Genomic DNA, 24129 nt, shown 5'->3' with positions numbered 1-24129 from the left:
ATGAGACCTGATTCATACCCGATACTTAATAGAAACATTCAATCTCTTAAAGAAAATCCTGATAAGCAGATTATCATTGAAGGACATACCGATGAACGGGGGACAAATGATTATAACTTAACCCTCAGTGAGCGCAGGAGCCGGGCAACTAAAAGATATCTCGTTGCCAGGGGTATAGCCCCTGAAAGAATTACGACTATTACCTATGGAGAGGAACGACCCTTCTGCCATGAGCAGACAGAGGAATGTTATCAATTAAACAGACGAGCTCATTTTGTACCATCTGAGTAAGTGGATGAAGCATGAATTCTCTCAGGACAGCCTTTCCCTCCCCCTTTAAGGGGAGGGAAACATCTCCCTTGTTATCCTGAATTGGTCCCGGCACCTTCTGATCATTCTGATCATTGAAGTCCTTTCTCAAATCTGCTATTATAAATCCTGGTCGATAATATATCTTTGATAATTTCATAATAATCTCCGGATATACTGATCGTTTTAATTGTGATCGTATTTCTGCAAAAAACAATTACTTGTAATTTTTATAGTATACGAATAGGAGGATTTATTGGATTTAAGGTTATTGAATCTACTAATCCCTTTGGGGATCGCATTCTTATCCGCCAGTATTCTATTAATTATCAGAAATATCTCCTTCAGGCTGCTGCACAGATGGGCTAAAAAAACAGAGACAGAAGTAGACAATATAATTATCTTATCTTTCAAAACACCGTCTATTTATTGGTGTATCGCTATTGGGCTTTATATTGGCGTTGGAATATCAGACCTTCCTGACAAGTATATTATTTATCTAAGTAAGATTATTCATATTATAGTGATTTTATCCGTTGCGATAGCTACAGCAAATCTTTCCGGCAAGGTCTTTACACATTATATTCAGAAGTCTAACCTCCCGCTACCGACTACAGGGCTGGCCTACGGGATATTAAAGGGGACTATTCTTGTATTAGGTGGTTTGATTGCACTCAGTGTCATCGGTATCTCAATAACACCATTCCTTACTGCACTTGGTGTAGGAGGGCTTGCCGTAGCACTGGCCCTGCAGGACACCCTGGCGAACCTTTTTTCCGGTATACATATCCTTATAGAAAAGTCTGTCAGGGTTGGCGACTTTATCAGACTTGAAACCGGGCAGGAGGGTTATGTGGATGATATTACCTGGCGGACTACAAGGATAAGGATGCTCCCGAACAATATGGTCATAATCCCAAACAGCAAGCTTTCACAGAGCATAGTAACAAACTACTATCTCCCGGAAAAGAGGATGTCGCTGTTGATTCCAGTGGGAGTCAGCTATTCTTCTGATCCGGAGAGGGTGGAGAGAATTCTTGTAGAAGTGGCAAAAAGCGCGGTTGGCAAGATACAAGGGCTTCTTGGGAATCCTGAGCCGTTTGTAAGGTTCATACCGGGATTCGGGGATAGTTCTCTTGATTTTACGCTGATTTGTCAGGTCCAGGAATTTGTTGATCAGTATTTTGCACAACATGAGCTGAGGAAGATGATTTTTAAGAAATTCAGGGAGGAAGGTATAGAAATACCATTTCCACACAGAACTGTTTATCTCAGAGAAGAAAAGGATTGGAAAGGATAATGGTATTGCATGGAAAACAGGGGTAATAGCGTATTGGAGATTTAATATGAATATGTTGAATAATATCATAGAAGAGAATTTTCCTGACAAGACCCTGGTCATAGTATCCAACAGAGAACCTTATATCCACAAGAAGAGGGGAGACACAGTCAGGGTTGAAACGCCGGCAGGTGGTCTCACATCAGCCATGGATGACATTCTAAAAGCTACAGGCGGAACATGGGTAGCCCTTGGCACTGGCAATTATGACAGGGAAGTTGTTGATGAGAAGGACTGCATCATGGTGCCGCCGGATAATCCATCCTACAAGTTAAAAAGGGTCTGGCTTGAGCATCATGTCATAGAAAACTACTATCATGGATATTCAAACCAGGTGCTGTGGCCCCTGACGCATATCACCCTTGACAGGATCCACTTCAGGGAATGTTTCTGGAAGGATTACAGGATTGCGAATCAGGCTTTTGCCGATGCCGTTCTCGAAGAGGTTGATGAAGGCGGAGTTGTATGGATACATGATTATCACCTTTGTCTCCTTCCTGCCATCCTCAAACAAAAAAGGGGAGACCTTACCCTGGCCCATTTCTGGCATATCCCCTGGCCAAACTGGGGCGTTTACAGGGTCTGTCCTCAGGCGCAAGATATCCTTGAAGGGTTACTTTGTAATGACTTGATAGGTTTTCAGATCCCGCTCTTTGTGAAGAATTTCATGGATTGTGTGCGTGAATGTCTTAAAGCTGATGTAGATTACGATAATGCCTCTGTCACTTACAGAGGTCATACCACAAGATTAAAGGCATTTCCCATAAGTATTGACTATGATAAGTTCAACTCAATGGCTACTGCCCAAAAGGCTATCCGCTTGATAAAGAAATTCAAATCAGTTCACGGCATCGAAAAGATGCTCATTGGAATTGGTGTTGACAGGCTTGAGTACACAAAGGCCCTGCTGAAAAGATTTCAGGCTATTGAACATTTCTTTGAGACATATGAAAGGTTCAGAGAAAAATTTACATTTATCCAGATAGCAGTGCCAACGAGGATGAGTGAGCCATATATAAGTTATAAAAAAAGTGTTGAAGAGTCTATATCGTGGATTAATAAAAAATATTCAAAGGGTAAATGGAAACCAATTATCTATATTGACAATAAGGTAGATCATAAAGAGCTTGCGGCCCTTTACAGGATGTCTGATGTAGCCATAATAAGTTCGGTGTACGACGGGATGAACCTTGTGGCAAAAGAGTATGTTGCCTCTCAGGTTGATGAAAAGGGCATGCTTATCCTGAGCGAATTTGCAGGAGCAGCGGAAGAGCTGGAAGGTGCATTACTTGTCAATCCTTATGATATAGAAGATTTCTCTGAAAGAATAAAAACGATACTGGATATGAGTCTTGAGGAGAAAATGACAAGAATGAACTCGATGCGAAGACACGTAAAGACACATGACATATACCAATGGATATCAGATTTCCTGAAGGAGACAGCAGAGATTTCATTATCCAGGGACGAAAAGTTTCACTATATATTTGATTATGCGGATGAGTTAAAAGCTCGTATGGCCGGAAAGAACATATTTGTTTTTATAGATTACGATGGGACGCTCACACCTATAGTTGAATCACCGGATAAGGCAAGGCTTTCTGACGACATACCACCTCTATTGTCAAGGTTGAGGATGACCGTTCCTGTAGCCATAGTAAGCGGCAGAAAGCTTGAAGACCTAAAAAGAAGAGTAGGGGTGGAAGGCATAATCTATGCGGGCAATCATGGGGCGGAGATTTTTGATGGGAGCAGGACGGTAGTAAATCAGGAGTCTTCTGCAGATCCTGATTTACTAAAAGATTTCCTGGAAAGGCTGGGTTCTGCCTTATCTCATCTTGAAGGTGTGGTAATAGAGAATAAGGGGATTACTGCAAGTATCCATTTCAGATTGGTAAACCCGAAGTATCTCTGGGAGCTGCTTTCCATTTTCAGGAAGACAGCAAAGAATTATGAAGGTGCTTTCAGGATCACTCATGGTAAAAAGGTCATTGAAATTAGACCGGGCAATACATGGAACAAAGGAAATGCAGTTTCATGGATAATGGAAAATATGGGGCAAGAGGGTATACCCCTTTATATTGGTGATGACACCACTGATGAGGATGCTTACAGGGCTATAAAGGACAAGGGTATCAGTATAAGCATAGGGAAAAATACCGAGGCAGAGTATTATTTGAAAACCCAGGGCGAGGTAAAAGGTTTTATTCGGTGGTTTTTAGAACAATAGCTTCTATTACAATTCTCTTCATATTGCTTTGCAATGCCTGCGGTTGTACCAGGAGTGGGAATGATTCGGACAGGTCTGTTGTCCTCGTATTCAAGCATGGCAAGACAGCCGGTGACGCCGGACTTTTCCGTGAAATAATCAAAGAATTTGAAAACAGGAATCCCGGCATCAAGGTAAAAGATGAGACCCTGCCTGCGTCAACAGACGAACAACATCAGTTTTATGTTATTAACCTTGAAGGAGGGAGTTCCGAATTTGATGTCCTCAGTATGGATGTCATATGGGTGCCTGAATTTGCGCGGGCCGGATGGCTTAAAGATATAAGTAACCTCCTGCCCGGGGATGAAAGGGAAAAGTACTTTCCAGGCCCGATACAGTCAGTTTCGTTCGAGGGAGGATTCTATGCAGTTCCGTGGTATATAGATGCAGGCCTGCTCTATTATAGGAAGGATATCCTTGAGAAATACAAGTTATCACCTCCGGAAACATGGCAGGATCTTGTTGATATTTCAAAACGAATTACTGAGAAAGAAACCGGCATGTATGGATTCATCTGGCAGGGCAAACAATATGAAGGTCTGGTGTGCAATGTACTCGAATATTTCCAGGGCAACGGAGGGGAGGTCCTCGAAAACTCAGTGTCTGCTCTCGGCGGATGGCAGCTCGGAATTAACAGATACTCAAAAAATCCTGAGGCGGCAGAGAAACTTATAAACTATCTTACTTCAACAGAGATACAGAAGAGACTTGCGCTTACAATAGGCTACAAACCAACAAGAAAGCAGCTTTATAAAGACCGTGATCTGATAAGGGAGCAGCCTTTTATCACCAGCCTTTATGCCGTCTTTATGGCGGCTGTGCCAAGGCCCGTTACCCCTTACTATATGATGATAAGCCAGATCATGCAACCAGAGTTCAGCGCCGCCGTATCAGGGATAAAGAAACCTGAGGATGCCCTCAGATCGGCACATGAACAGATTGAATATATTCTACAAGTGGAGAAATGACCTCAGCTAAAAATGGTAACGGATATAGATTTGTTTCGCCTGTCCTTATATTATTACTTTTAATTACAGTATATCCTGTCTTGTATGTCGTGTATCTCAGCCTCAACAGGAGGTTGCTCATCTTTGATATATCAAGGTTTGCAGGCATTGAAAATTATCTTTTCCTGTTGAGGGATGACAGGTTCTGGAATGCGTTGAAGAACACTGTGTATTTTACTGTATCATCAGTAACGCTTGAATTGTTGACAGGCCTCTCTATAGCCCTGCTGTTGAACAGGCAGTTCAGGATGAAAGGCATAATAAGGGCAATAGTCCTTATCCCATGGGCTGTACCAACCGTTGTCTCTGCAAAGATGTGGGAGTGGATATATAATACAGACTTCGGAATATTAAATTATATTACGGGCATTAAGATAAACTGGCTTGGCAGCCCTTTATATGAAACCGGCCAATACCTTTGTTGCAGGATTCATCGGAACTCCCCTGATGAATTTTATTCCTGCGGTTGTCAGGAAATTCACCCCAGTGCAAGTAGATTGTAATGGACTATTACTGTCCCCATTAGTGGACAGTCCACCGGAGAGAGAAAATGTTGTTGCCGGTATCAGGCCGGAAGATGTTATTATAACGTCTCAAAATGGAGGTAATGCTATAGCTGTCACAGTATCTATGATTGAACCTGCTGGGTCATTCAACTGGGTTGAATGAAAATGGAATGCTCTGATTATTAAAGGAAATTCCAATTTAGATGAGAGGCTCAGACCCGGAGACACTGCATTTATGAGTCTGGCTCAATCTAAAATAATCCTGTTTGACCAGATAACAGGTATAAAAATATAATAGGCATCAAATAGGGAGATATTAAAGCTTTTTTATTTCTGCAGAAGATGCCGAAAAGTTTATAATTGATTCTGATAACCTGGTGTATGACTACAATCATTGTTAAAATTTAATTTACGGGAGAAGGGATGAAAAAACTATATTTAGCTGTCGCCTTTTTGGCAATAATATTTTTCCTGACACTTGTTAATCTGGGAGTGAAGGGGGAGGGCGATGAGGGAGTAAATCGAGACAATGTATACAGGGAGATAAGCGGGGTTGTAAAACGTGGCGAAACCTTCTCTGATATATTTAAAAGATACCGGCTTAATATCTCAGAGCTGTTCGAGTTGAGGAAGGCATCGGCTGACATTCATAAGCTTAAAAATTTAAAGCCTGGACAACCTTACAAGATATCTCTTGATGAAAGAGACCAGATAAAAGCATTAACATACCTGATAGACGATGATAATGTCCTTACCATAACCCGCACCGACTCAGGATTCTCTGCGGAAAAGGAGGCTATTGAATATGAAAAGAGACTTATTCACATGTCAGGCTCAATAAGTAATAATCTTATATCCTCTATAGGGAATGGTAAGGAAAATCTTATGCTGGCACTGACTCTTTCTGACATCTTTGGCTGGGATATTGATTTCACTTCAGATCTCCGTAAGGGAGATACATTTAAGATAATTGTAGAAGGCTTGTACCGGGATGATCAGTTTAAGAAATACGGTGATATCATCTGTGCCGAGTTTATCAATGACGGACAGGACTATAAAGCCTATAGATATGAACATGATGGTGAGACTGACTACTACGATGATGAGGGTGGCAGCCTTAGAAGGAGCTTTCTTAAATCACCACTTAGTTTCAGGAGGATCAGCTCATCTTTTTCATTGAATCGCTTTCATCCAATACTGAAGACATACCGCCCTCATCACGGTGTGGATTATGCCTCTCCCGCAGGTACGCCGGTTTCGGTTACAGGAGACGGGGTCGTTCATTTTGCAGGGCTTAAGGGGTCGTATGGTAAGCTGGTTATTATCAAACATCCCAATGGTTATAAAACATATTACGGCCATCTTTCCAGTATAAGCAGGGGAGTAAAAAAAGGAAAAAGGCTGACACAGGGAGAGGTAATTGGGAAAGTGGGCGCTACAGGAATTGCGACCGGTCCTCATCTCCATTATGAAATGCGGATAGGAGATCGTCCGGTCAACCCGCTTACTGTTAAGTTGCCGAAGGGAAAAGCTATTTCAGAAAGACAACTGGCTGAGTTCAACAGGATGAAAGAGGGGATGCAAAAACGCCTGGCGGCTATCAGCACACCTGATAGCCTGTCAGCGTTCTGAAGATATTAATTCGCGTTTGGACTATAAGGCTTAATAATTTTGCCGCCGGATTTTATTTTATCTTTTTGATCTTTTTTGTTGTCCTGGCAACCACTTTTTTTACCGATTTTTTTACCGTATTTTGTGTGTTTTTTTCCAGTTTAACGATCTGTAATTCAATCTTCTTGATTCTGGTGATTGCAGCTTTAACTGTACTGTCGAGCATTGGGTTTTTCACCTTTGCACTCAATCCGTAGACCTTTCCTCCCAACTCGGATATTTCCTTTTGTACTTTTGTCTTAAGGAGAAATATCTGGTAACGCCTTTTCCCTTCGTCCGACATCTCTCCGGCTTTTTCCTTTGCAACTGCAACGCCCTCTTTCATTACTTCAACCCCATCCTTTAAACCTTTCTGTACATCCCTTTTGACTTTCTGCCAGAAATCCATCTTTGTCCCCCTTTCGTTAGTGTTCCTTGTTCTTCTTAAACTTTAACAAAGTAGAGTGAGGAATTCAATGTTTTTACTTCTCACAAAGCGACGGACCTATATTTGATGGGATACTCGATTCCCTCCTGCCTTTAATAATGGGTGGCCGTTTTTCCTCGAAACAAAAAAAACACCAGTGGTCATCAGGATGTTTGTCATGACAATAACAGCAAATGTATAGTCCGTAAAATGTTCAGTACCAATAATGTTGGCCGTTGCCGGGAGAGTAGCCAGGACAGCCGAGGCAAGTCCCCTCGGAAGCATGGAAAGCATCACGAACCTGTCCCTCTTTTTTTCCTGAAAGAACAACGCAATTACAAAGACGCTTATATACCTGACCAGCAGGATAATCAAAACCAGTGCAAGACTCAATGCAAGGAAGTCGCGACTAATGAGAGAGAAAGAGATCATCATTCCCATATAGACAAAGAAAAAGGTCCTGATAAAGAAGGTTACTTCTCCATGCAGAAATTTGATGGATACATCTACCAGAGAGCAGGTCTTTAATTTCAGAAATCCAGCCAGATCAGTACAATTACCGAGTATGATGCCAAATATCAGAATAGAGATCGGCCCGCTCCCTCCAAGAAAATTTACTAACGCATAAACTATCAGCATTGCAGCCAGCGTAGTCATGTAGGAATATTTTCGGTCCTTGAAAATATCAAGTATCTTCAGCCAAAATAACCCTGAGGCTACCCCTAATACAATTGCGATTGAAAAAGAACTGGCGACTGCTCGAAAAGGTGCATCAATTCCTTTAGTCTCGAGCTGTACAAATTCGATTAATGAGACAGTAAATATGACTGCAAAGACATCGCTGAATGCCGACTCTACGGATAGTATAGTCTTTATTTCCTCTTTTAATGACATCATGCCAATAACAGGAATAACTATGGCTGCGCTTGTACAGCCCAGAATTGTACCTAACAGAAGGCTTCTCAATATGTCCCAGCTTTCTATGAAAAATAGAAAACCTGCGATGGAAAGGGTGGAAAGTACGAAGGAGAGCATAACAAGGAGAGAGGCTGTCCCGAACTCTTTCATCAATTTTTTGAGGTCCATATCCATCCCACCCTCGAAGAGAATGATCATGAGTGCCAGAGAACCGAAATATTCTGCAAATCGGGTTAGGTTTTTTGGGTCAACAAGACCGAATAAGGGGCCCAGGACTACACCTATCCCCAGGAGGACAAGGACATCCGGGATTTTTGTCCTTTCGAAAGAGACACCTCCAAAAAAACCGATAATTATGATAAGCCCTGCTATTAAAAAAACGAACGATATTTCCATAACTCTTTAAGTTGCACTTTCCCGAAGTCAGGCCGTTTCAGATTGTTATATTATTAGTAGCCGGCAAAAATGAGGTCGGCACAGCTACTTACATAGATGTAAGTAGTATTATTTCCTGAACCACCGGATACGTCTATTTTACATGATTTCCATATCTATATCCAGTCAAATTTTCTGCCATTACCTTTTCTAACAATCCTTTAATATTGGATTATTATAATGACTTATAGAAATTGGAAGGAGGAATTAAAATGGGTAAACATACAAAAATTCAGCTTTATGCGGGGTTGGTCCTGACCATAGTAGTAATATCAGCTACGGCATTTGGAGTAGTCATCTATGGCTTTTAATGCAGCTTTAATATTGGATTATTATAATGACTGTAAGAAATTTAAAGGAGGATTAAAATGAGTAAATATACGAAAATTCAACTTTATGCAGGGCTGGCACTGAATATATTAGTAATATCTGTAACTGTTCTTGGTGTAGCCGTTTACAGTTAATTTGAAGAAATATTAATTGTTCCTTAAAATAAGCCCCATTATCAGAGATATTGGGGCTTATTCAATATTATGCATTAGAAACCTGATCAGTGGTGTCCTACTGACTCCCCTTCGTGCAGTGCGAGCATTTCACGGTCAACAGATGACATGTGGTACTCCTCGGCGAATGATCCTTCAGGCTCCTTTAACAGAAAGATACATGTTAAAAAACTTACAAAAGCGCCAGCCGCAATAATCAAGAAGAACTGACTCGGGGTGACAAAAGTATAAAGGAAGAGATAGAAAACAGCCCCAACATTGCCGTAGGCACCAGCCATCCCGGCTATCTGACCTGTGATGCGTCTCTTGATCATAGGGATTACGCCGAATGTTGCACCTTCAGCTCCCTGAACAAACATTGAACATGCAACAGTCAGAATTGTGGCGAGAATTATAGGCCATGCAGATGATATGAATCCCATCCCCAAAAATCCTAAAGCTATACCGAACATGTAGATGGTCATAATCAACTTCCTGCTGCTGAGTTTATCAGACAGGAACCCTCCCAGGGGCCTCGCAATGAGATTCACAAAGGCAAAGGATGAGGCAATGAGACCGGCTGCTGTGGGGGTCAATGTGAACGTACTTTCAAAGAAAGCCGGGAGCATGGAGACAACCGCAAGTTCAGCGCCAAAGTTTGCAAAATAGGTCGTATTCAGGGAGATGACATTATTAAACTTATACTTGTCATCTTCAGGCACACCTTTCTTTAAAATCGGAATATTTACCCTTAATATCTGAATTATCTGGTAAAGTATAACGACAACTATAACAGCATATGCGATAATTGCACCATCTGCACTGAGATAACCAAAGTTCTGGATTCTCCAGATGAGGATGGAGAGTATACCCCAAAGTGGGATGGTTACAATAATGAGTTTGATCATATCAAACCAGGTGCTGACTTCCATAGCAGAGGTCTTTCTCGGTTTATGCTGAGGAGCCCCTGCCGGACCATCAGTAATAACAAAAAAATAGAGGATACCGTATCCGAGCATTACAATCGCGTTTGCTGCCAGGGCATATCTCCATCCCTGGGAGCCTCCGCCAAATAGATACAATGCAACCCATGGCAGTGTCATTGCAGCTCCGGCAGAGCCGAAATTTCCCCATCCTGCGTAAAACCCCTCTGCAAAGCCAATATCTCTCGGTTTAAACCAGAGGGCTGTCATATGTATACCGATACTAAAGCTGGCGCCGATGCAGCTGAGGATCAAACGGGTGACGAGAAGCTGTGCCCCGCTGTTGCCAAAGGCAAATGCCAGGGCTGGTATTGCCATCAGTATCATTAATACCGAATAGCATTTTCTCGGTCCATACTTGTCCTGAAGCATGCCGAAGAAGACGCGGGCCGGGATTGTGAGTGCGACATTACATATCGCAAAGAGTTTGATATCCTTCATGGTCAGCCATCCCAGCTCTTTGATCATGGTGGTAGCAAGAGGCGCCATGTTAAACCATGTATAAAAGGAAATGAAGAATGCGATCCATGTAAAATGCAGGGCACGAATTTCCGGGTTTTTAACTTTAAATAAGTCTGATACTGTCATTTTTATCCCCCTTTGAGAAAGCCATTAAGTCATAATCAGCAAGGGGCGTGTTGAATGCCTGACAAGAAAGGCACTTACACTCCCCAGCAGCATCTTTTCCATCTCAGTCTTACCACGTCTTGCCACAACGACCATGTCTGGCAACTTCTTATTTATTATCTCCAAAATCATTTTTCGCGGATCTCCTATGGCAAGGATAGAGTCAACGTCCAGTCCGTGATCAGCTACATATGAACTTACTATTTTTAATTCTTTGTGCCGGTCCTGCCGCCATTTATCAAATATAGCTTCATTCTCCAGACTTGCATCAAGGGGCTGCTCCACGACAGTCAACAGGATAATTTCCGGGCTCTTTTGCTTAAAAAACTCTATAGACTTTTCCATTGCCCTTTGTGATGCAGGTGACCCATCGTAGCATATCAATATTTTCATACTTACAACAACACCCCCCTTCCGGGTTAGAATTACTCCCTCAATAGTATTACTATAATACCAGGCTAAATTATAACTTTGCTTGAAGTTTAAGAGCAAAAAAAATGCCATAGTTCGATTAATATGTTATTTTGTCTTAGTTAACAATAAGATATGGTATTTTTGATAGGTCAGCAGAAAGTTCAGGCTGTTTCAATTTGGTAACACTCTAAAGAGTGATATTGGTCAATATTGCAACCTGACGATGTTATGATTAATAATATCAATAAGATAGGATGTTACGAATTCGCAACGGAAGTATAATCTTCATTTATTATATTGTAACATTCCATCTACATAAAATCTTTATCCCCCCTCCATTTAGGGGAGTGGGTAACGGAGAGGGGTAAAGGAAAAGAGAACAATATAATATGTTAAGTCATAACAAGCACAGGGAGTGGTGAGTGCCGCACCAGGAATGCACTGACACTCCCGAGTATCATCTTATCCATCTCTGTTCTTCCCCTTTTCCCTACGACAACCAGGTCCGGAGCTTTCTTTTCTATCGCCTTAATCAGCATCTTCCGGGGATCGCCCACCGCAAGAATCGCATCAGCCTCCAGACCATGTTCTGTAACCCACTTTGCTGCATCTAAAAGTTCATTTTGCCGACTATTTCGCCATCTTTCAAATACTTCTTCATTTTCAAGGCTGGAATCAAGGGGGGGGTCCACGACTGTTACAAGTATTATCTCCGGCTTATGAGCCTTAAAATAATCTACTGTTTGTTCCATTGCCCTGTGTGAGCCTTCAGAACCATCATAGCAGATCATTATCTTCATGAAATATTTCACCTCCTTCCACGGGTAATTACCATTCTGATTCCTCACGCGAAAGAGTTGTTATTTCGGCTATCTTACCTCTTTAAATAAGATAAATCAAGGAGAAATAGAAAGGAGAAAGAGGTGTTCTTCTTATCTGAAGAATAAATACCACACGAGTGCATATGTTGGAATAAGAACAGGTAGTGCATACTTGTAAAAGTATTCAAAAAAACTGGGGCATTCCACCCCGGACTGTTCAGCGATTGACTTTACCATAAAGTTTGGGCCATTGCCAATGTATGTATTTGCCCCGAAAAATACAGCTCCAAGAGAGATGGCCTGCACATATTTCCACGTATAGACAGTCACGCCGTTTAGTAATGTTATAGTATGGCCCGGGTCAAGAAACTTCATCATATCCGTATCCACTGAGAGATTTGCAAGCCCAAACGACGCACTGAGGAAATTAAGATAAGTGGGTGCATTGTCCAGAACGCTTGACAGTATCCCTGTTCCCCAGTAAAACTGCCCATAGGTATTTACGCCGAGCGCGGCTGCATTCTGCTCAAGGTAATCGAGGGCAGGTATCATAGTGGCAAATATGCCTATAAAGAGAATTGCAACCTCTCTTATTGGAAGAAAATTAAATTCGTTTGCCTCAATGGCCTCTCTGTTTGATCCTTTATATGCGATAGCTGACACAATGATCATAAGGGTTGCGACTATCATTGTTATATAGAGTTCGCCATTCTCCCCAATCATCTCTTCAAAATGCTTAATAGAATCCATCTTTTGCATCAGTACCAGAGCAAGTACCATAAAAAGATAAATGAAATTTTTCTTGCCCAGGATTTCCATCTTCCCCGGAGCGCCAACTTTAGAGATCTTTGTCTTAACCCTCGAATAACTTATGGAGTCCATTACAAAAAATACTGCCAGTACTATTGCAGTGGTAAGCAGCCATATATGCCAGACACGTCCGATTACCCAGAAAAACGGGACACCTTTAAGGTAACCCAGGAATAATGGCGGGTCCCCTATAGGGGTAAGAGCCCCGCCTATGTTGCTTACAATAAAGATGAAGAATACTACCTGATAACCCTTTACCCTCTCCTTGTTGATCCTCAGGAATGGCCTTATGAGGAGCACTGAGGCGCCGGTAGTACCAAGGAAATTGGCAACTATAGCGCCTATAAAAAGTATGACAGTGTTTATAAGGGGGGTTGATTTATTGTTAAGCTTTATATAGATTCCGCCAGAGACAACAAAGAGAGAGCCGATAAGCGCTATAAAGCTGAAATATTCAACACCGGTATGAATGAGCTTGTGAAGTCCATATGACGTTTCCCCTGAGATGTCGGCAAAGCCATTTGAGGCACGTATATAAATGAGATAATATAATATCACCAATAATCCCAGTCCAAAAGAGACGAGGTGATAATTTTTTTCCCACCAGTGTCTGTTTATAAATGGCATTACCGCTATCGAACCGAGGAGAAGGGCAAATGGGATTATTGTCATTGCACTGAAGTGTCCCATGCTGTGCATTTCAAATTCACCGGCCAGGGCAAGACTGGATGATGATATAAGTATCAAAGCCGTAAAAATTACATAAGCTGCAAATCTCTTCACAACTGCCTCCATTAGTTCATTACCCCTCCGAGGTTTTATATATATACATTAATAGTACTGTTCAAGTCAACGAAATATTGACTGTTGACTTAATCTTGACTGCTAAATCCTATCCTGCTATTATTGCGGTGAAAATGAATCCCTGAACATCCTGATTTCAATAAAAGTATGTAACCGAAAAGGAGAAACAATGCTACGGCGAATCCTGATTCCTTATGACCCTTCACCTTATGCAGCAGCTGCTTTGGAGTATGGTTGTTTTCTGGCAAAAAAACGGAACGCTGAAGTCACTGGTGTCGTAGTGCTGGATACCCCTGGAATCAAGAAATCCATCGGGCCGACACCTCTTGGCGGGATTTACTATGCAGAGAAACTGGAGAAGACCAAAGAAGAAAAGGCCCGTGAACATATTAAGGCATTACTGGGTAACTTCAGGGAGAAATGCCAGCGGGAGGGCGTTGCCCACCGTGAATCTGAACTTCAGGGGTCTCCAAGTGAGCAGATTATTCAGGACTCGATATTCTATGATTTAATGGTGATGGGGATATCTACACACTTTGATTTTGAAACGGCACAGACTCCGGGTGATTCTGTTGAGAGGATACTAAGTAATGTAGTTACCCCTGTTCTGACAGTGCCTGACAGCATTTCACTCAAGGAAAAGATGAATGTCCTGATAGCATTTGACGGAAGCCTGCCGGCTGTCAGGGCCATGAAGGGGTTTGTCCATTTATTCGATACCGCTGTCTTTGAAACAGACATTACGTTATTGATGTCCGGGATTGATGAAGATATTGCGAAATTCTATCTCGACGGCGCCACTGCTTATTTAAATGCCCATTCCTTCAGCAGCGTTAAAGTTGAACAGATATCGCAGGACATTATCGAGGCAATGGAAGAAAGATATCTTCAGTGGGCGGATATGGTAGTGCTTGGGGTTCATTCTAAAAAAGGACTTCTTGATTTTATGATAGGGAGCCTTAGCAGGCATTTGATAAGATCGGGAAATAAACCACTATTGTTTGGTCAGTGAGTTTTTCCATAGAGTAGTCCCTTAATATTTATCACTAAAATAATCATCCAGGATCCTTCTATGATCAAATACGATCTCATCAGGGAGTGAGTTCTTAGTATATATCCCTGCGTCCTGTGCATCATCAGCTGCCATAGGAGTGCCGGTTGCCCGGGCAATAAATACTGTAGACACGGTATGAAATCTCGTGTCGCGGTCAGGGGATGAATAGACGTGGAATTGCCGGAGGAGTTCTACCCTGAGAGATGTCTCTTCCAGCGCTTCACGTGTCGCAGCGTCCTCGACTGACTCTCCGTAATCAACGAAACCGCCCGGTATCGCCCATCCATAAGGAGGGTTTTTACGTCGTATCAGTACAATGCCCTTCCCATCAAGCTCGATAATTATATCAACAGCAGGGAAGGGATTTTTAGGCTGGATCACAGCGCCGCAATCAGGACAAGCCAATGACTTCATGCATAAATTTATAGCAGATGCAGAGATGAATAGCAATGACGGAAAGGTAGTGTTTTCGAGTGAATTTATTCAACTATACAAGTGATTGTGCCATCATGGAGTTTAGCCTCTATCTTATCTCCATTCTTCACATCAGCAGATGACTTTATAATTGATCTCTCAGGGAGCTTATATGTAATGCTGTAGCCCCGAGACAGAATAGCCAGTGGGCTGAGGCTATCAATCCTCGCAACGACAATGTGAAATCCCTCTTTTTTCAGTGCAAGCATGTGTGAAAAATTCTTAAACAGAGAGTTTAGTGAAGTATCCATTCTGTGTTTGTACAGCTGGATTCTGTTTTGCGGGTTGAAGGAATTTATATCCATTATCAGTTTTTCAATGTTATGTTGTTTGTCTTTAATTAATCTTTTAATCCCGTTTCTCAATCTAATTTCCACATCATCTAATCTCTGAAAATATCTGCCTATCTCCTTTTCCGGGCTGAATACCCTGGCTCTCAAAGAGTTGATTCGTTCCCGTGTCTTCCCTAAAAAAGTCTTCTCAGCATACAACAGTCTCTGATAGAGCGTATGCAGATGCCGCTGTATATCTTCCTTGTTCTTAACAACCATTTCTGCCGCTGCCGATGGCGTAGGCGCCCGCAAATCAGCAACAAAGTCAGCTATTGTAAAGTCTATCTCATGCCCGACTGCAGATATGACAGGTATCTGTGAGTTAAATATTGCACGGGCTACTATCTCTTCATTAAATGGCCATAGGTCTTCTATCCCTCCGCCGCCCCTTGTAACAATAATTACATCAATGCCTTCAATCGCATTCAAATCCACTATTGCATCAACGATCTCAGGAGCCGCCCTCTCCCCCTGTACTGACGCAGGGGCGATGACTATTTCCACACTGGCAAAACGCCGCTCTATTACTTTGAGTATATCTCTTACGGCGGCCCCTGTAGGAGAAGTTACAATCCCGATCTTTTTCGGGAAGGGGGGTATCGGCCTCTTTCTTGATTCATCAAACAGGCCCTCTTTCAATAGACGTTCCTTTAATTGTTCAAAGGCCATCAGGAGTGCTCCAATCCCCCTCGGTTCCATGTATTCTATTACAATCTGGTACTCGCCCCTGAATTCATATACGGTAATCCTCCCTCGGCAAAGTACATGAAGACCCTCCTTAGGGACAAATTTGAGCATGCGGGCAGATGTTCTGAATAATACAGCCCTGATCTGGGATGAGTTATCTTTCAGTGTAAAATAGATATGCCCTGAAGAAGGTACCCGGAAATTAGATATCTCACCTTCTATCCACACGTCTGTAAATTTATCTTCAAGTGATGACTTAATTATGGAAGTCAGCTGGGAGACGGTAAGAATATGCCGGAAGGGAATGTCCATTTGCTCAGTCATCTCTTAACTGTAACCTTTCAATTGATAACGCCTTTCCATCAAGTTCATTTACCTCAATTACCACTGCAGACAGGATAGTTCTGCCTTTAGCTACTTCAAAGCGCTTTGGCATCAGCGTAAGATATTTATCAATGACCATTTCCTTTTCTATACCTATGACTGAATTTGTTGGTCCGGTCATCCCGACGTCAGTAATATAGGCCGTGCCTTTTGGCAGGATCTGTTCATCAGCCGTCTGGACATGCGTGTGTGTGCCTATGATAGCTGATACCCTGCCGTCCGCATACCACCCTAATGCAATCTTTTCAGATGTTGCCTCGGCATGAAAGTCAACTATGATAATATCCGACTCAGCCCTAAGCCGCTTGATTTCACGGTCAATAAGACGGAAGGGGCAGTCAAAATTGCCCATAAAGACACGACCGGTAAGATTAAGTACAACGACCTTATCACGGGTATTCGTGTAAGCGGTGAAACTTCCGTGCCCAGGGACACCATCAGGATAGTTGGCAGGCCTCAGTACCCTACGCTCTTTCTCGAGATAGGGCACTATCTCCTTCTTATCCCATATATGATTACCTGAGGTAATTACATTTATCCCGGCATCCAGCAGTTCGTCCGCAATCCTGGGCGTTATGCCGAAGCCGCCTGCAGCGTTTTCACCATTCGCAATTACCAGGTTGATCCTGTATTCATCAACAACCGTCTCAAGTTTATTTCCAATTATCTTCCGTCCTGTCTCGCCTATAACGTCACCAATAAACAGGATATTCACTTGGCGAGCTCCACGTAACGGCTTTCTCTAATAACTGTTACCTTGATCTGACCAGGATATGTCAACTCATCGTGAATTTTCTTCGCCATGTCACGCGCTATCTGTGCGGCCTCCGCATCTGAAATATTTTCATGTTTTACGATGACGCGTATTTCCCTTCCTGCAGATATCGCGTATGCCTTATCTATTCCTTTAAAGGATGTTGCAACCTTTTCCAGATTCTCAAGCCTCTTTATGTAAGCCTCAAATGTCTCTCTTCTTGCCCCTGGTCTTGCGCCGGAAAGGGCGTCAGAGGCAGCTACGAGCACACTCTCCACGCAGTTTGGCTCAATGTCCCCGTGGTGTGAAGCTATCGCATTCTGCACCTTTAAATTCTCACCATATTTTTTTGCAGCTTCCAAACCGAGTGTTGTATGGGCCCCTTCATGCTCATGAGTTAAGGCCTTGCCGATATCATGAAGCAGCGCCATCCTCTTGCATAAGGTAACATCAAGGTGAAGCTCGGATGCCATCATGCCGCAGATAAAAGCTACCTCCCTGGCGTGGAAGAGATTATTCTGGCCATAACTTGTCCTGTATTTAAGGCGGCCCAGAAGTTTAACAATCTCAGGATGGACGTTCTGAATCCCGAGTTCAAACAATACCTTCTCGGCATCCTCCTTCATATTTTTTTCCACATCCTTCTTAACTTTTTCCACAAGTTCCTCAATACGTCCAGGATGTATCCTGCCGTCTGATATTAGTTTTTCAAGCGTTTGCCTTGCAACCTCACGGCGTACAGGGTCAAAGCCTGAGATGATTACTGCTTCAGGTGTATCATCTACGATAAAGTCCACTCCTGTAGCGCTCTCAAGTGCGCGAATGTTTCTTCCTTCCCGTCCGATAATCCTTCCCTTCATATCGTCATTCGGCAGATTTACTACTGATACCGCCACCTCTGCAACATGTTCATTGGCATATCTCTGAATAGCGGTTGTAATTATTTCCTTGGCCTTTTTCTCAGCGTTAGCTTTGGCATCATCCTCTATGTGCTTTATTTCTTTGGCAGCCTCAAACTTTGCCTCATCTTCCATAGCCTGCATGAGGTGCTTCTTTGCTTCTTCTGCCGACATTCCTGATATATGCTCCAATTGTTCTCTGGACGTGCGCAATAATTGTTCGTATTGATCTATCTTCTCAGTCGCGAGCTTTTCACGTACAACCAGTTCCCGTTCTTTTCTGTGCAGATCGTTATCCTTTCTGTCTAACTGGTCCCCTTTTTTATCCAGGTGGGACTCCTTCTGGCTCAGTTTCTTGTCCAGGTTTACAAGCTCTGCCTGTTTGTCCTTGGTTTCACGTTCTATTTCAATCCTTGCCTGATAAAGCTTATCTTTAGCCTCTATCTCGATTTCTTTTCTTTTGGTTTCTGCCTCCCTCTCAGCATCTTTGATGATTCTCTCAGCCTGCTCACGTCCTTCCTTAACCTTGTCCTCCATCATCCGGTTTCTTATTATGAATCCAGCGATTGCCCCGATAATGATCGCACCGATTCCTATTATTACGACCTCTATAATTTCCATAAATTCCATTTTTTCTCCCCTCTCGTCCTTAGTCTCTGCCTGACTTAGAATTTTTCAGTTCAGCAGCCCTTTTCTTAATATTTGCTTCATACCCATTTGAGGTCGGGTTGTAATACACGGCTTGTTTCAATAAATATTTCTGCTCCACATAACCGCCGAAGTCGTGTGGATATTTATAATCCTTTCCCTTTTCAAGCCTCGAAGCGCCTTTGTAGTGACTGACTTTTAGATATTCCGGTACAGATTGCACAACGCCATTCTCAACATCCCTCAATGCCGCATCAACTGCCGCATAGGAGGCATTGCTTTTCGGGGCTGTAGCAACATAGACAGCGGCCTCTGCAAGGGGGATCCTCCCCTCCGGCATACCTATGGCCTCAAGGGCATGCAGCGCCGAGACAGCAACAGTGAGCGCCCTTGGATCTGCCATACCTACATCCTCAGAGGCACATATGATTATTCTCCTTGCGATAAACAGAGGATCTTCCCCTGAATAGATCATCTTTGCAAGCCAGTAGATGGCGGCATCAGGATCTGACCCCCGCATACTCTTTATAAATGCTGAAATTGTATCATAGTGGCTGTCTCCGTCGTCATACTGAACATACTTCTTCTGAACAGATTCTACTGCAACAGTTAAATCATATAGTATCTCTCCTTTTTCATCCGGTTGAGTAGTTAAGGCGCCTATCTCCAGGGCGTTTAAGAGTCTCCTCGCATCACCTTCTGAAGACATTATCAGATGTTTCCGCGCATCTTTGCTCATATGCAGTTGATGGTTGTTAATTATATCCCTAATGCAGGCAATAGCCCTCTCCAGGATAATATCTAATTCTTCCTCCGGCAAGGGTTGGAATTCAAGTATAAGTGACCGCGATAACAATGGCGGAATAATAGAGAAAAAGGGGTTTTGAGTAGAAACGCCTATTAAGATTACGATACCCTGTTCAACATGAGGCAACAGGGCATCCTGCTGTGTCTTGTTGAACCTGTGTATTTCGTCAATAAATAAGATCGTTTTTTCATGTCCGGAATTACGCCATTCCCTGGCACGTCCTATGGCATCCCGTATATCGGCTATCCCTGCAGTGACTGCATTTATCTCAATAAATTGTGCCTTGGTAAGACTTGCTATTAGATGGGCTATTGCGGTTTTACCACTGCCAGGTGGTCCAAAGATGATGAGAGACCTGATTCTGTCAGCGACGATGATGCGCCTCAGTAGTTTGCCGGGGGCCATTACATGCCTTTGACCGACAAACTCCTCAAGCTTTTTAGGCCTCATTCTCCACGCGAGCGGGGCACTCTTATCGTCTGCGAAATTGAATAAGTCCATTCTTCTCATCTTGATCTAAAAATACCTTCATTTCTATTGCAGAAGAGAAGCGGGCTTTATGACAGGTACTATAAGGATGGTTTTATCAATGCTAATCGGGATCTACATCATCCCTCTTTTTATTGTTTCCATATATAAATTGACTATCCACCTTAGCAAACTGATATCTTATATCTTTACCCATATTAAACCCTTATCTCTTTTGCCCCACTATTGCCGTGTAAAAAGAAAATTTTTACCTGGTCAGACCAAGTGGGCACCCTGACAGACGCTTAAGGCTTCCCTTCGTTAAAAGGGCATGCACACCGCATCTTTGAACAAGGTCCCCATTTTAAAACTGTTCGGTTAAAATTTCCTTTATATCACGAACAGAGCAGGGCATATCTATAATATCAAAGTCAGGTCTTAAATTCAACAGAAAGGAGATCTAACAGTTTATCCGTCCTTTTTGCTATTACCGAATCCTTTTCATCCATCTCCTTTTTTAATGAAAACAACTCATGTGCAATATTTATTGCAGACAACACGGCTGTCTTCGCAGGTGTTGAGAGTTTATGCCGGCCATGCATCTCGCGCATCTTCGAATCAACATAATCTGCTAATTGCTGAATATATGCCTCATCATTATTACCCTTGATGACATATTTCTGGCCGAATATCTCGACTTCAACTCCCTTGCCGGTTTCTTTACCGCTATTCAACGGGTTGGCCGCCACCTCCCACTCCTTTTAATGAATCCAATATCTTTTCAATCCTTGAGCGTACCTCGCCCCTTTCGTCTTTCATCTTGCTGAAATCATCCTCGACCTTCTTATATGATGCAACCTGTTCTTCCAGGTCTTTAATGATCGTCTCCTTTTCCTGCAGGCCCTTCTCAAGCTCGATCCTCTCCGCCTGAAGTTTCATAATATATTCCATCACCTGGGTTACACGGTCTTCCAACACCTTGATCTTGTCAATGCTCATAAAGTCCTTTCCTTTCGTGATATTAATACTGTCTTAGCTTTGATGCCTTTTTTATCAACTCATGCATGTCTTCATTGTCATATGGATATGTACTATATCCTATATAAATTGAAACGTCGGATTTTTTTTCTTTTAATGTCCCAAGTCCATCCGCTATCCTGACAACAGCATCCTTCACCGAAGGCCCGGTATCAGGGAGGAGGATAGCAAACTTAGCCTCCTTCAATCTTACCAGCACGTCAATGTATCTGAATGTCTCCTTTACGATCCGTGAAGCATAATGTATGATGGTTTCATCAGCAGGTTTGACATCCAGAAAGATAAGGGATACGGACCTGTTATATCTTCTTGCACGATTCAGTTCTTCAGGGAAACGCATCTGAAGGTATCGCTCATTCCTGAGTCCTGTTAACTCATCTATAGTTATCAGTGACTGATTCTCGCTGTAACGCCTCGCGTTTATTATTCCTCTTGCAATATACTGTATGAAACGTTCTGCAATCTCTCTGTCATCATCACTGAAAACGAGACTGCTGAAGACTTCAGGGGCCGTCTTATTATAAAAAGAGAGTGTGCCAAGAACCTCAGTGCCGTATGTGACCGGAATAACCATTGCCGTTTTATAACGGAATTCACCGGACGAAGTGAGAATTATCCCTGATTCAGCATACTCCGCAAGGTCATGTAGAATAACAGGAATCTTAGTCTGCATGGCGGTGGTGCAGAGTTCATTGTCAATATCAATCAGAGTCTGACCGGCACTATTTTCCTTTAAACCGCAGGTAGATTTTACGACAAGACCACCATTCTCATTTAAACGGAGAACTGCTGCCTCGGAATCCAGGAGCATGGCTGATGATGAAGTCGCCAGGGTTCCTATTTTCTCAATGTCAACTGTGGATAGGATTTCTATCCCCTCTTCGTTTACCGTGTATAATTTGAGGATTTTCCGCGACATGCGATGGCGTTCCACATCATTGCTAATAGAGCCTGCAAGCTGGAACCCGATATCTTCCAGACAACTGATGGCCTTTGGCGTCAGATTGCGGACATTGGTAAATTCCATTGCAATTACACCAACCCCGTCACCTTTGGAGACAAGTGGGAGATACACAATGGATACAGTGTCTTCTCTTTTTGCAAATTGAGAGATACTCTCGCCTTCAGAAAGACCCGGTTCAGAGAGAGTAATCAAATTCCGCCGTTCGAGGATCTCGCTCAATATGCCTGTCCCGCTCCTTATCCGTATCTCTCCTGTAAGAAAAGGAAATTTCAAGGTGGTAGCTTGAAGGACAATATCCCCTGTTGCCGGGTCTTTTATGTAGATATGTGAATCTTCTGCCTCGACAAAATTACGCAATGTCCTGTTAATATCATTGAGTTTCTGTCCCGCAGGCTTATCTGACCGGATAATGTTTAGTGGCTCAGTTAAAAGTCTTTCTTCTATATTCAGCAGCCGTGATTTTTCAGATTTGATGGCATCCTGGATATACTCCCCGAATAGACTCACTAACGGCAGAACAAATGAAATGTCATCTTCAGCACGATTAATATTGTCATTTGTATAGTAAAGCCAGACCATAGCTATTACATCACCGTCTTTAGTAACTGGAATTACTGCCCCGGTATCCAACTTATAGACTTCTCTTTTTTCTACAACACTTCTGATGATCCTGTCCGCTTTTTTGTCATCACTGACAGGAGAGTTAATCCTCCCCTTTTTGATGAGGAGGTCTCTTCCGCTGCAAATATCCTTTAATATTTTGCAGCCGGAATCTTTGCTCAGTATCGTTAACTGAGCTGAATCAGCATGTACCCCGAGAAGGGCACTCCTTAATATAAGGGAACTGACCTCATTTAATGCATGGGCATACGGGATTTCAGAAATGCCTGTTTTGAGATCTTCAAGTACTGCAGTCAGACGCCCTGATATGAGGTTTCTTTTATCTTTCATGTCTGATTTGGATTTAAGCTCCCATACAAGCCTTGCGGAAGAACCGTTCATTATCTCGGCCGGGCGGAGGTATATCGAGTAGATATCCTTATGGTATTTCTCAGGTGCAGTATCAATAATCAAGCTGAGGTTCTGTATGGAAGACAGGGTCTGGAACCGCTGAGAAAACCCTAAGTCAAGGTTGTCAGAGTATTTATAACCATAATCGGCCAACCTGAACCCCAGAGCGGACTTATCGGGGTCAACAAGCATCATTACAGAGAGGTCAGGGTCCTTCCTCATAAGAGAAAGAATCTCTAACCCTTCCTGTCCTGCCCCTATCAGGGCAACCTTTATCTTTCCATTATGATTCATTATGAATTGCCTTTATCAATCCCTCGGACTCTAATCTTTTTAAAAACTCAAGCGTTTCATCAACAACTATACGGACTTCTTCTGTCGCTTCTACTCGTAAAGGTTGTTCTTCTATCTTTTCATCATCCTTTTCCTTATGCGTCTCACGGTACTCTATCCAATCCATAATAAGAGACTGGATGTCCTTTTCTATCCGTACCGTTAAATTTTTCTCAACAGATGTGCCAATGTAGAAATCTGCTCCCTCCCAGTCAAGCAGATGATATAGCGCAGGTTCACCACTGAGAGATCCAGATATTGCATCAACGATCCTTCCGTCTTTTAGGAAGATCTCTCCCTTCTCATTTCCCTTCTTTAGAAATAATGTGCATGTTTTCTTGTTGACAGACAGGACTTGAAGGACATCCGTAAGGTTTATATCAAGGAGTGATCCGGTATGATTTTCCTCAGAATGGTATTCTTCAGGATGGCTTTGCAAGTTTGGCTCCCGTAAAAAAGAGTATAAAAATAGTA

At 42.7% G+C, this 24129-nt stretch carries 23 protein-coding genes and 1 other RNA gene; 8 read left to right on the top strand and 16 right to left on the bottom strand.

Annotated features, from left to right (window positions below):
• From IT392_10815 to IT392_10785, 7 genes are all read left to right on the top strand, one after another.
• The coding region (locus IT392_10815; protein ID MCC6544969.1) for an OmpA family protein at window positions 1-291 on the top strand (291 nt) is incomplete at its 5' end.
• 289 nt (window positions 292-580) lie between these two features.
• Entirely contained in the window at window positions 581-1609 is a 1029-nt protein-coding gene (locus IT392_10810; GenBank protein ID MCC6544968.1) for a mechanosensitive ion channel family protein, read from the top strand.
• 46 nt (window positions 1610-1655) lie between these two features.
• Window positions 1656-3878, top strand: coding sequence for a bifunctional alpha,alpha-trehalose-phosphate synthase (UDP-forming)/trehalose-phosphatase (locus IT392_10805; protein MCC6544967.1), 2223 nt, complete (start codon window positions 1656-1658; stop codon window positions 3876-3878).
• The gene (locus IT392_10800) at window positions 3860-4885 is read left to right on the top strand and encodes an ABC transporter substrate-binding protein (GenBank protein ID MCC6544966.1); all 1026 of its coding nucleotides are present in this window, start codon (window positions 3860-3862) and stop codon (window positions 4883-4885) included. Before IT392_10805 ends, IT392_10800 begins: the two co-directional genes overlap by 19 nt.
• Window positions 4882-5427 (top strand): sugar ABC transporter permease, encoded by a 546-nt coding sequence (locus IT392_10795; protein MCC6544965.1) that lies wholly within the window; start codon window positions 4882-4884, stop codon window positions 5425-5427. Before IT392_10800 ends, IT392_10795 begins: the two co-directional genes overlap by 4 nt.
• Window positions 5372-5593, top strand: a complete 222-nt coding sequence (locus IT392_10790; protein MCC6544964.1) for a hypothetical protein — start codon at window positions 5372-5374, stop codon at window positions 5591-5593. Before IT392_10795 ends, IT392_10790 begins: the two co-directional genes overlap by 56 nt.
• 260 nt (window positions 5594-5853) lie before the next feature.
• Window positions 5854-7062: a peptidoglycan DD-metalloendopeptidase family protein gene (locus tag IT392_10785; GenBank protein ID MCC6544963.1), complete on the top strand. Its 1209-nt coding sequence runs from the start codon at window positions 5854-5856 to the stop codon at window positions 7060-7062.
• Between the two features lie 52 nt (window positions 7063-7114).
• Here the strand turns inward: IT392_10785 and IT392_10780 are convergent, their stop codons facing one another.
• The 6 genes from IT392_10780 to IT392_10755 all read right to left on the bottom strand — a co-directional run bounded on the left by IT392_10780 (window position 7115) and on the right by IT392_10755 (window position 13696).
• Window positions 7115-7489 (bottom strand): hypothetical protein, encoded by a 375-nt coding sequence (locus IT392_10780; protein MCC6544962.1) that lies wholly within the window; start codon window positions 7487-7489, stop codon window positions 7115-7117.
• A gap of 96 nt (window positions 7490-7585) precedes the next feature.
• Window positions 7586-8821 (bottom strand): cation:proton antiporter, encoded by a 1236-nt coding sequence (locus IT392_10775; GenBank protein ID MCC6544961.1) that lies wholly within the window; start codon window positions 8819-8821, stop codon window positions 7586-7588.
• Between the two features lie 589 nt (window positions 8822-9410).
• The gene (locus IT392_10770; GenBank protein MCC6544960.1) at window positions 9411-10913 is read right to left on the bottom strand and encodes an MFS transporter; all 1503 of its coding nucleotides are present in this window, start codon (window positions 10911-10913) and stop codon (window positions 9411-9413) included.
• A gap of 24 nt (window positions 10914-10937) precedes the next feature.
• Entirely contained in the window at window positions 10938-11345 is a 408-nt protein-coding gene (locus IT392_10765) for a universal stress protein (protein MCC6544959.1), read from the bottom strand.
• 413 nt (window positions 11346-11758) lie between these two features.
• Complete coding sequence (locus IT392_10760; protein ID MCC6544958.1) at window positions 11759-12166, bottom strand: universal stress protein; 408 nt, start codon at window positions 12164-12166, stop codon at window positions 11759-11761.
• 132 nt (window positions 12167-12298) lie between these two features.
• Window positions 12299-13696, bottom strand: a complete 1398-nt coding sequence (locus tag IT392_10755) for a sodium:proton antiporter (protein ID MCC6544957.1) — start codon at window positions 13694-13696, stop codon at window positions 12299-12301.
• Window positions 13697-13970: 274 nt separating this feature from the next.
• Here IT392_10755 and IT392_10750 point away from each other — a divergent pair, with 274 nt between their 5' ends.
• A complete protein-coding gene (locus tag IT392_10750; protein MCC6544956.1) occupies window positions 13971-14813 on the top strand; it encodes a universal stress protein in 843 nt (280 codons plus the stop codon).
• A 21-nt stretch (window positions 14814-14834) separates the two neighbouring features.
• Here the strand turns inward: IT392_10750 and IT392_10745 are convergent, their stop codons facing one another.
• The 10 genes from IT392_10745 to IT392_10700 all read right to left on the bottom strand — a co-directional run bounded on the left by IT392_10745 (window position 14835) and on the right by IT392_10700 (window position 24094).
• On the bottom strand, window positions 14835-15269 hold the full coding sequence (locus tag IT392_10745; protein ID MCC6544955.1) for an NUDIX hydrolase: 435 nt from the start codon (window positions 15267-15269) through the stop codon (window positions 14835-14837).
• Window positions 15270-15334: 65 nt separating this feature from the next.
• Complete coding sequence (locus IT392_10740; GenBank protein ID MCC6544954.1) at window positions 15335-16660, bottom strand: exodeoxyribonuclease VII large subunit; 1326 nt, start codon at window positions 16658-16660, stop codon at window positions 15335-15337.
• A 4-nt stretch (window positions 16661-16664) separates the two neighbouring features.
• A complete protein-coding gene (locus IT392_10735; GenBank protein MCC6544953.1) occupies window positions 16665-17447 on the bottom strand; it encodes a TIGR00282 family metallophosphoesterase in 783 nt (260 codons plus the stop codon).
• Window positions 17444-19006 carry a ribonuclease Y gene (gene rny / locus IT392_10730; GenBank protein MCC6544952.1) on the bottom strand — a complete coding sequence of 521 codons (1563 nt, stop codon included), beginning with the start codon at window positions 19004-19006 and terminating at the stop codon, window positions 17444-17446. Before rny ends, IT392_10735 begins: the two co-directional genes overlap by 4 nt.
• A gap of 28 nt (window positions 19007-19034) precedes the next feature.
• Window positions 19035-20342 (bottom strand): replication-associated recombination protein A, encoded by a 1308-nt coding sequence (locus tag IT392_10725; protein MCC6544951.1) that lies wholly within the window; start codon window positions 20340-20342, stop codon window positions 19035-19037.
• A gap of 200 nt (window positions 20343-20542) precedes the next feature.
• A non-coding RNA gene (gene ssrS, locus IT392_10720) (6S RNA) lies at window positions 20543-20725 on the bottom strand.
• A 15-nt stretch (window positions 20726-20740) separates the two neighbouring features.
• A complete protein-coding gene (locus tag IT392_10715) occupies window positions 20741-21043 on the bottom strand; it encodes a cell division protein ZapA (GenBank protein ID MCC6544950.1) in 303 nt (100 codons plus the stop codon).
• Window positions 21036-21308 carry a cell division protein ZapB gene (gene zapB, locus IT392_10710; protein ID MCC6544949.1) on the bottom strand — a complete coding sequence of 91 codons (273 nt, stop codon included), beginning with the start codon at window positions 21306-21308 and terminating at the stop codon, window positions 21036-21038. The genes IT392_10715 and zapB overlap by 8 nt, the downstream gene beginning before the upstream one ends.
• 22 nt (window positions 21309-21330) lie before the next feature.
• On the bottom strand, window positions 21331-23616 hold the full coding sequence (locus IT392_10705) for a GGDEF domain-containing protein (GenBank protein MCC6544948.1): 2286 nt from the start codon (window positions 23614-23616) through the stop codon (window positions 21331-21333).
• On the bottom strand, window positions 23606-24094 hold the full coding sequence (locus IT392_10700) for a DUF4388 domain-containing protein (protein MCC6544947.1): 489 nt from the start codon (window positions 24092-24094) through the stop codon (window positions 23606-23608). The genes IT392_10705 and IT392_10700 overlap by 11 nt, the downstream gene beginning before the upstream one ends.
• Between the last annotated feature and the right edge of the window lie 35 nt (window positions 24095-24129).

Source organism: Nitrospirota bacterium, from assembly GCA_020846775.1.
Lineage (GTDB): Bacteria > Nitrospirota > 9FT-COMBO-42-15 > HDB-SIOI813 > HDB-SIOI813 > RBG-16-43-11.
This window is presented reverse-complemented; position numbering and strand designations above follow the sequence as displayed.

What these genes read in the sequence shown, in the direction of transcription:
- IT392_10770 (MCC6544960.1), bottom strand. Translation starts at nt 10,913, where the DNA reads ATGACAGTATCAGACTTATTTAAAGTTAAAAACCCGGAAATTCGTGCC.
- IT392_10750 (MCC6544956.1), top strand. Translation starts at nt 13,971, where the DNA reads ATGCTACGGCGAATCCTGATTCCTTATGACCCTTCACCTTATGCAGCA.
- IT392_10705 (MCC6544948.1), bottom strand. Translation starts at nt 23,616, where the DNA reads ATGAATCATAATGGAAAGATAAAGGTTGCCCTGATAGGGGCAGGACAG.
- rny (MCC6544952.1), bottom strand. Translation starts at nt 19,006, where the DNA reads ATGGAAATTATAGAGGTCGTAATAATAGGAATCGGTGCGATCATTATC.
- IT392_10790 (MCC6544964.1), top strand. Translation starts at nt 5,372, where the DNA reads ATGAATTTTATTCCTGCGGTTGTCAGGAAATTCACCCCAGTGCAAGTA.
- IT392_10785 (MCC6544963.1), top strand. Translation starts at nt 5,854, where the DNA reads ATGAAAAAACTATATTTAGCTGTCGCCTTTTTGGCAATAATATTTTTC.
- IT392_10725 (MCC6544951.1), bottom strand. Translation starts at nt 20,342, where the DNA reads ATGGACTTATTCAATTTCGCAGACGATAAGAGTGCCCCGCTCGCGTGG.
- IT392_10745 (MCC6544955.1), bottom strand. Translation starts at nt 15,269, where the DNA reads ATGAAGTCATTGGCTTGTCCTGATTGCGGCGCTGTGATCCAGCCTAAA.
- IT392_10760 (MCC6544958.1), bottom strand. Translation starts at nt 12,166, where the DNA reads ATGAAGATAATGATCTGCTATGATGGTTCTGAAGGCTCACACAGGGCA.
- IT392_10740 (MCC6544954.1), bottom strand. Translation starts at nt 16,660, where the DNA reads ATGGACATTCCCTTCCGGCATATTCTTACCGTCTCCCAGCTGACTTCC.
- IT392_10765 (MCC6544959.1), bottom strand. Translation starts at nt 11,345, where the DNA reads ATGAAAATATTGATATGCTACGATGGGTCACCTGCATCACAAAGGGCA.
- zapB (MCC6544949.1), bottom strand. Translation starts at nt 21,308, where the DNA reads ATGAGCATTGACAAGATCAAGGTGTTGGAAGACCGTGTAACCCAGGTG.
- IT392_10795 (MCC6544965.1), top strand. Translation starts at nt 4,882, where the DNA reads ATGACCTCAGCTAAAAATGGTAACGGATATAGATTTGTTTCGCCTGTC.
- IT392_10805 (MCC6544967.1), top strand. Translation starts at nt 1,656, where the DNA reads ATGAATATGTTGAATAATATCATAGAAGAGAATTTTCCTGACAAGACC.
- IT392_10775 (MCC6544961.1), bottom strand. Translation starts at nt 8,821, where the DNA reads ATGGAAATATCGTTCGTTTTTTTAATAGCAGGGCTTATCATAATTATC.
- IT392_10780 (MCC6544962.1), bottom strand. Translation starts at nt 7,489, where the DNA reads ATGGATTTCTGGCAGAAAGTCAAAAGGGATGTACAGAAAGGTTTAAAG.
- IT392_10755 (MCC6544957.1), bottom strand. Translation starts at nt 13,696, where the DNA reads ATGCACAGCATGGGACACTTCAGTGCAATGACAATAATCCCATTTGCC.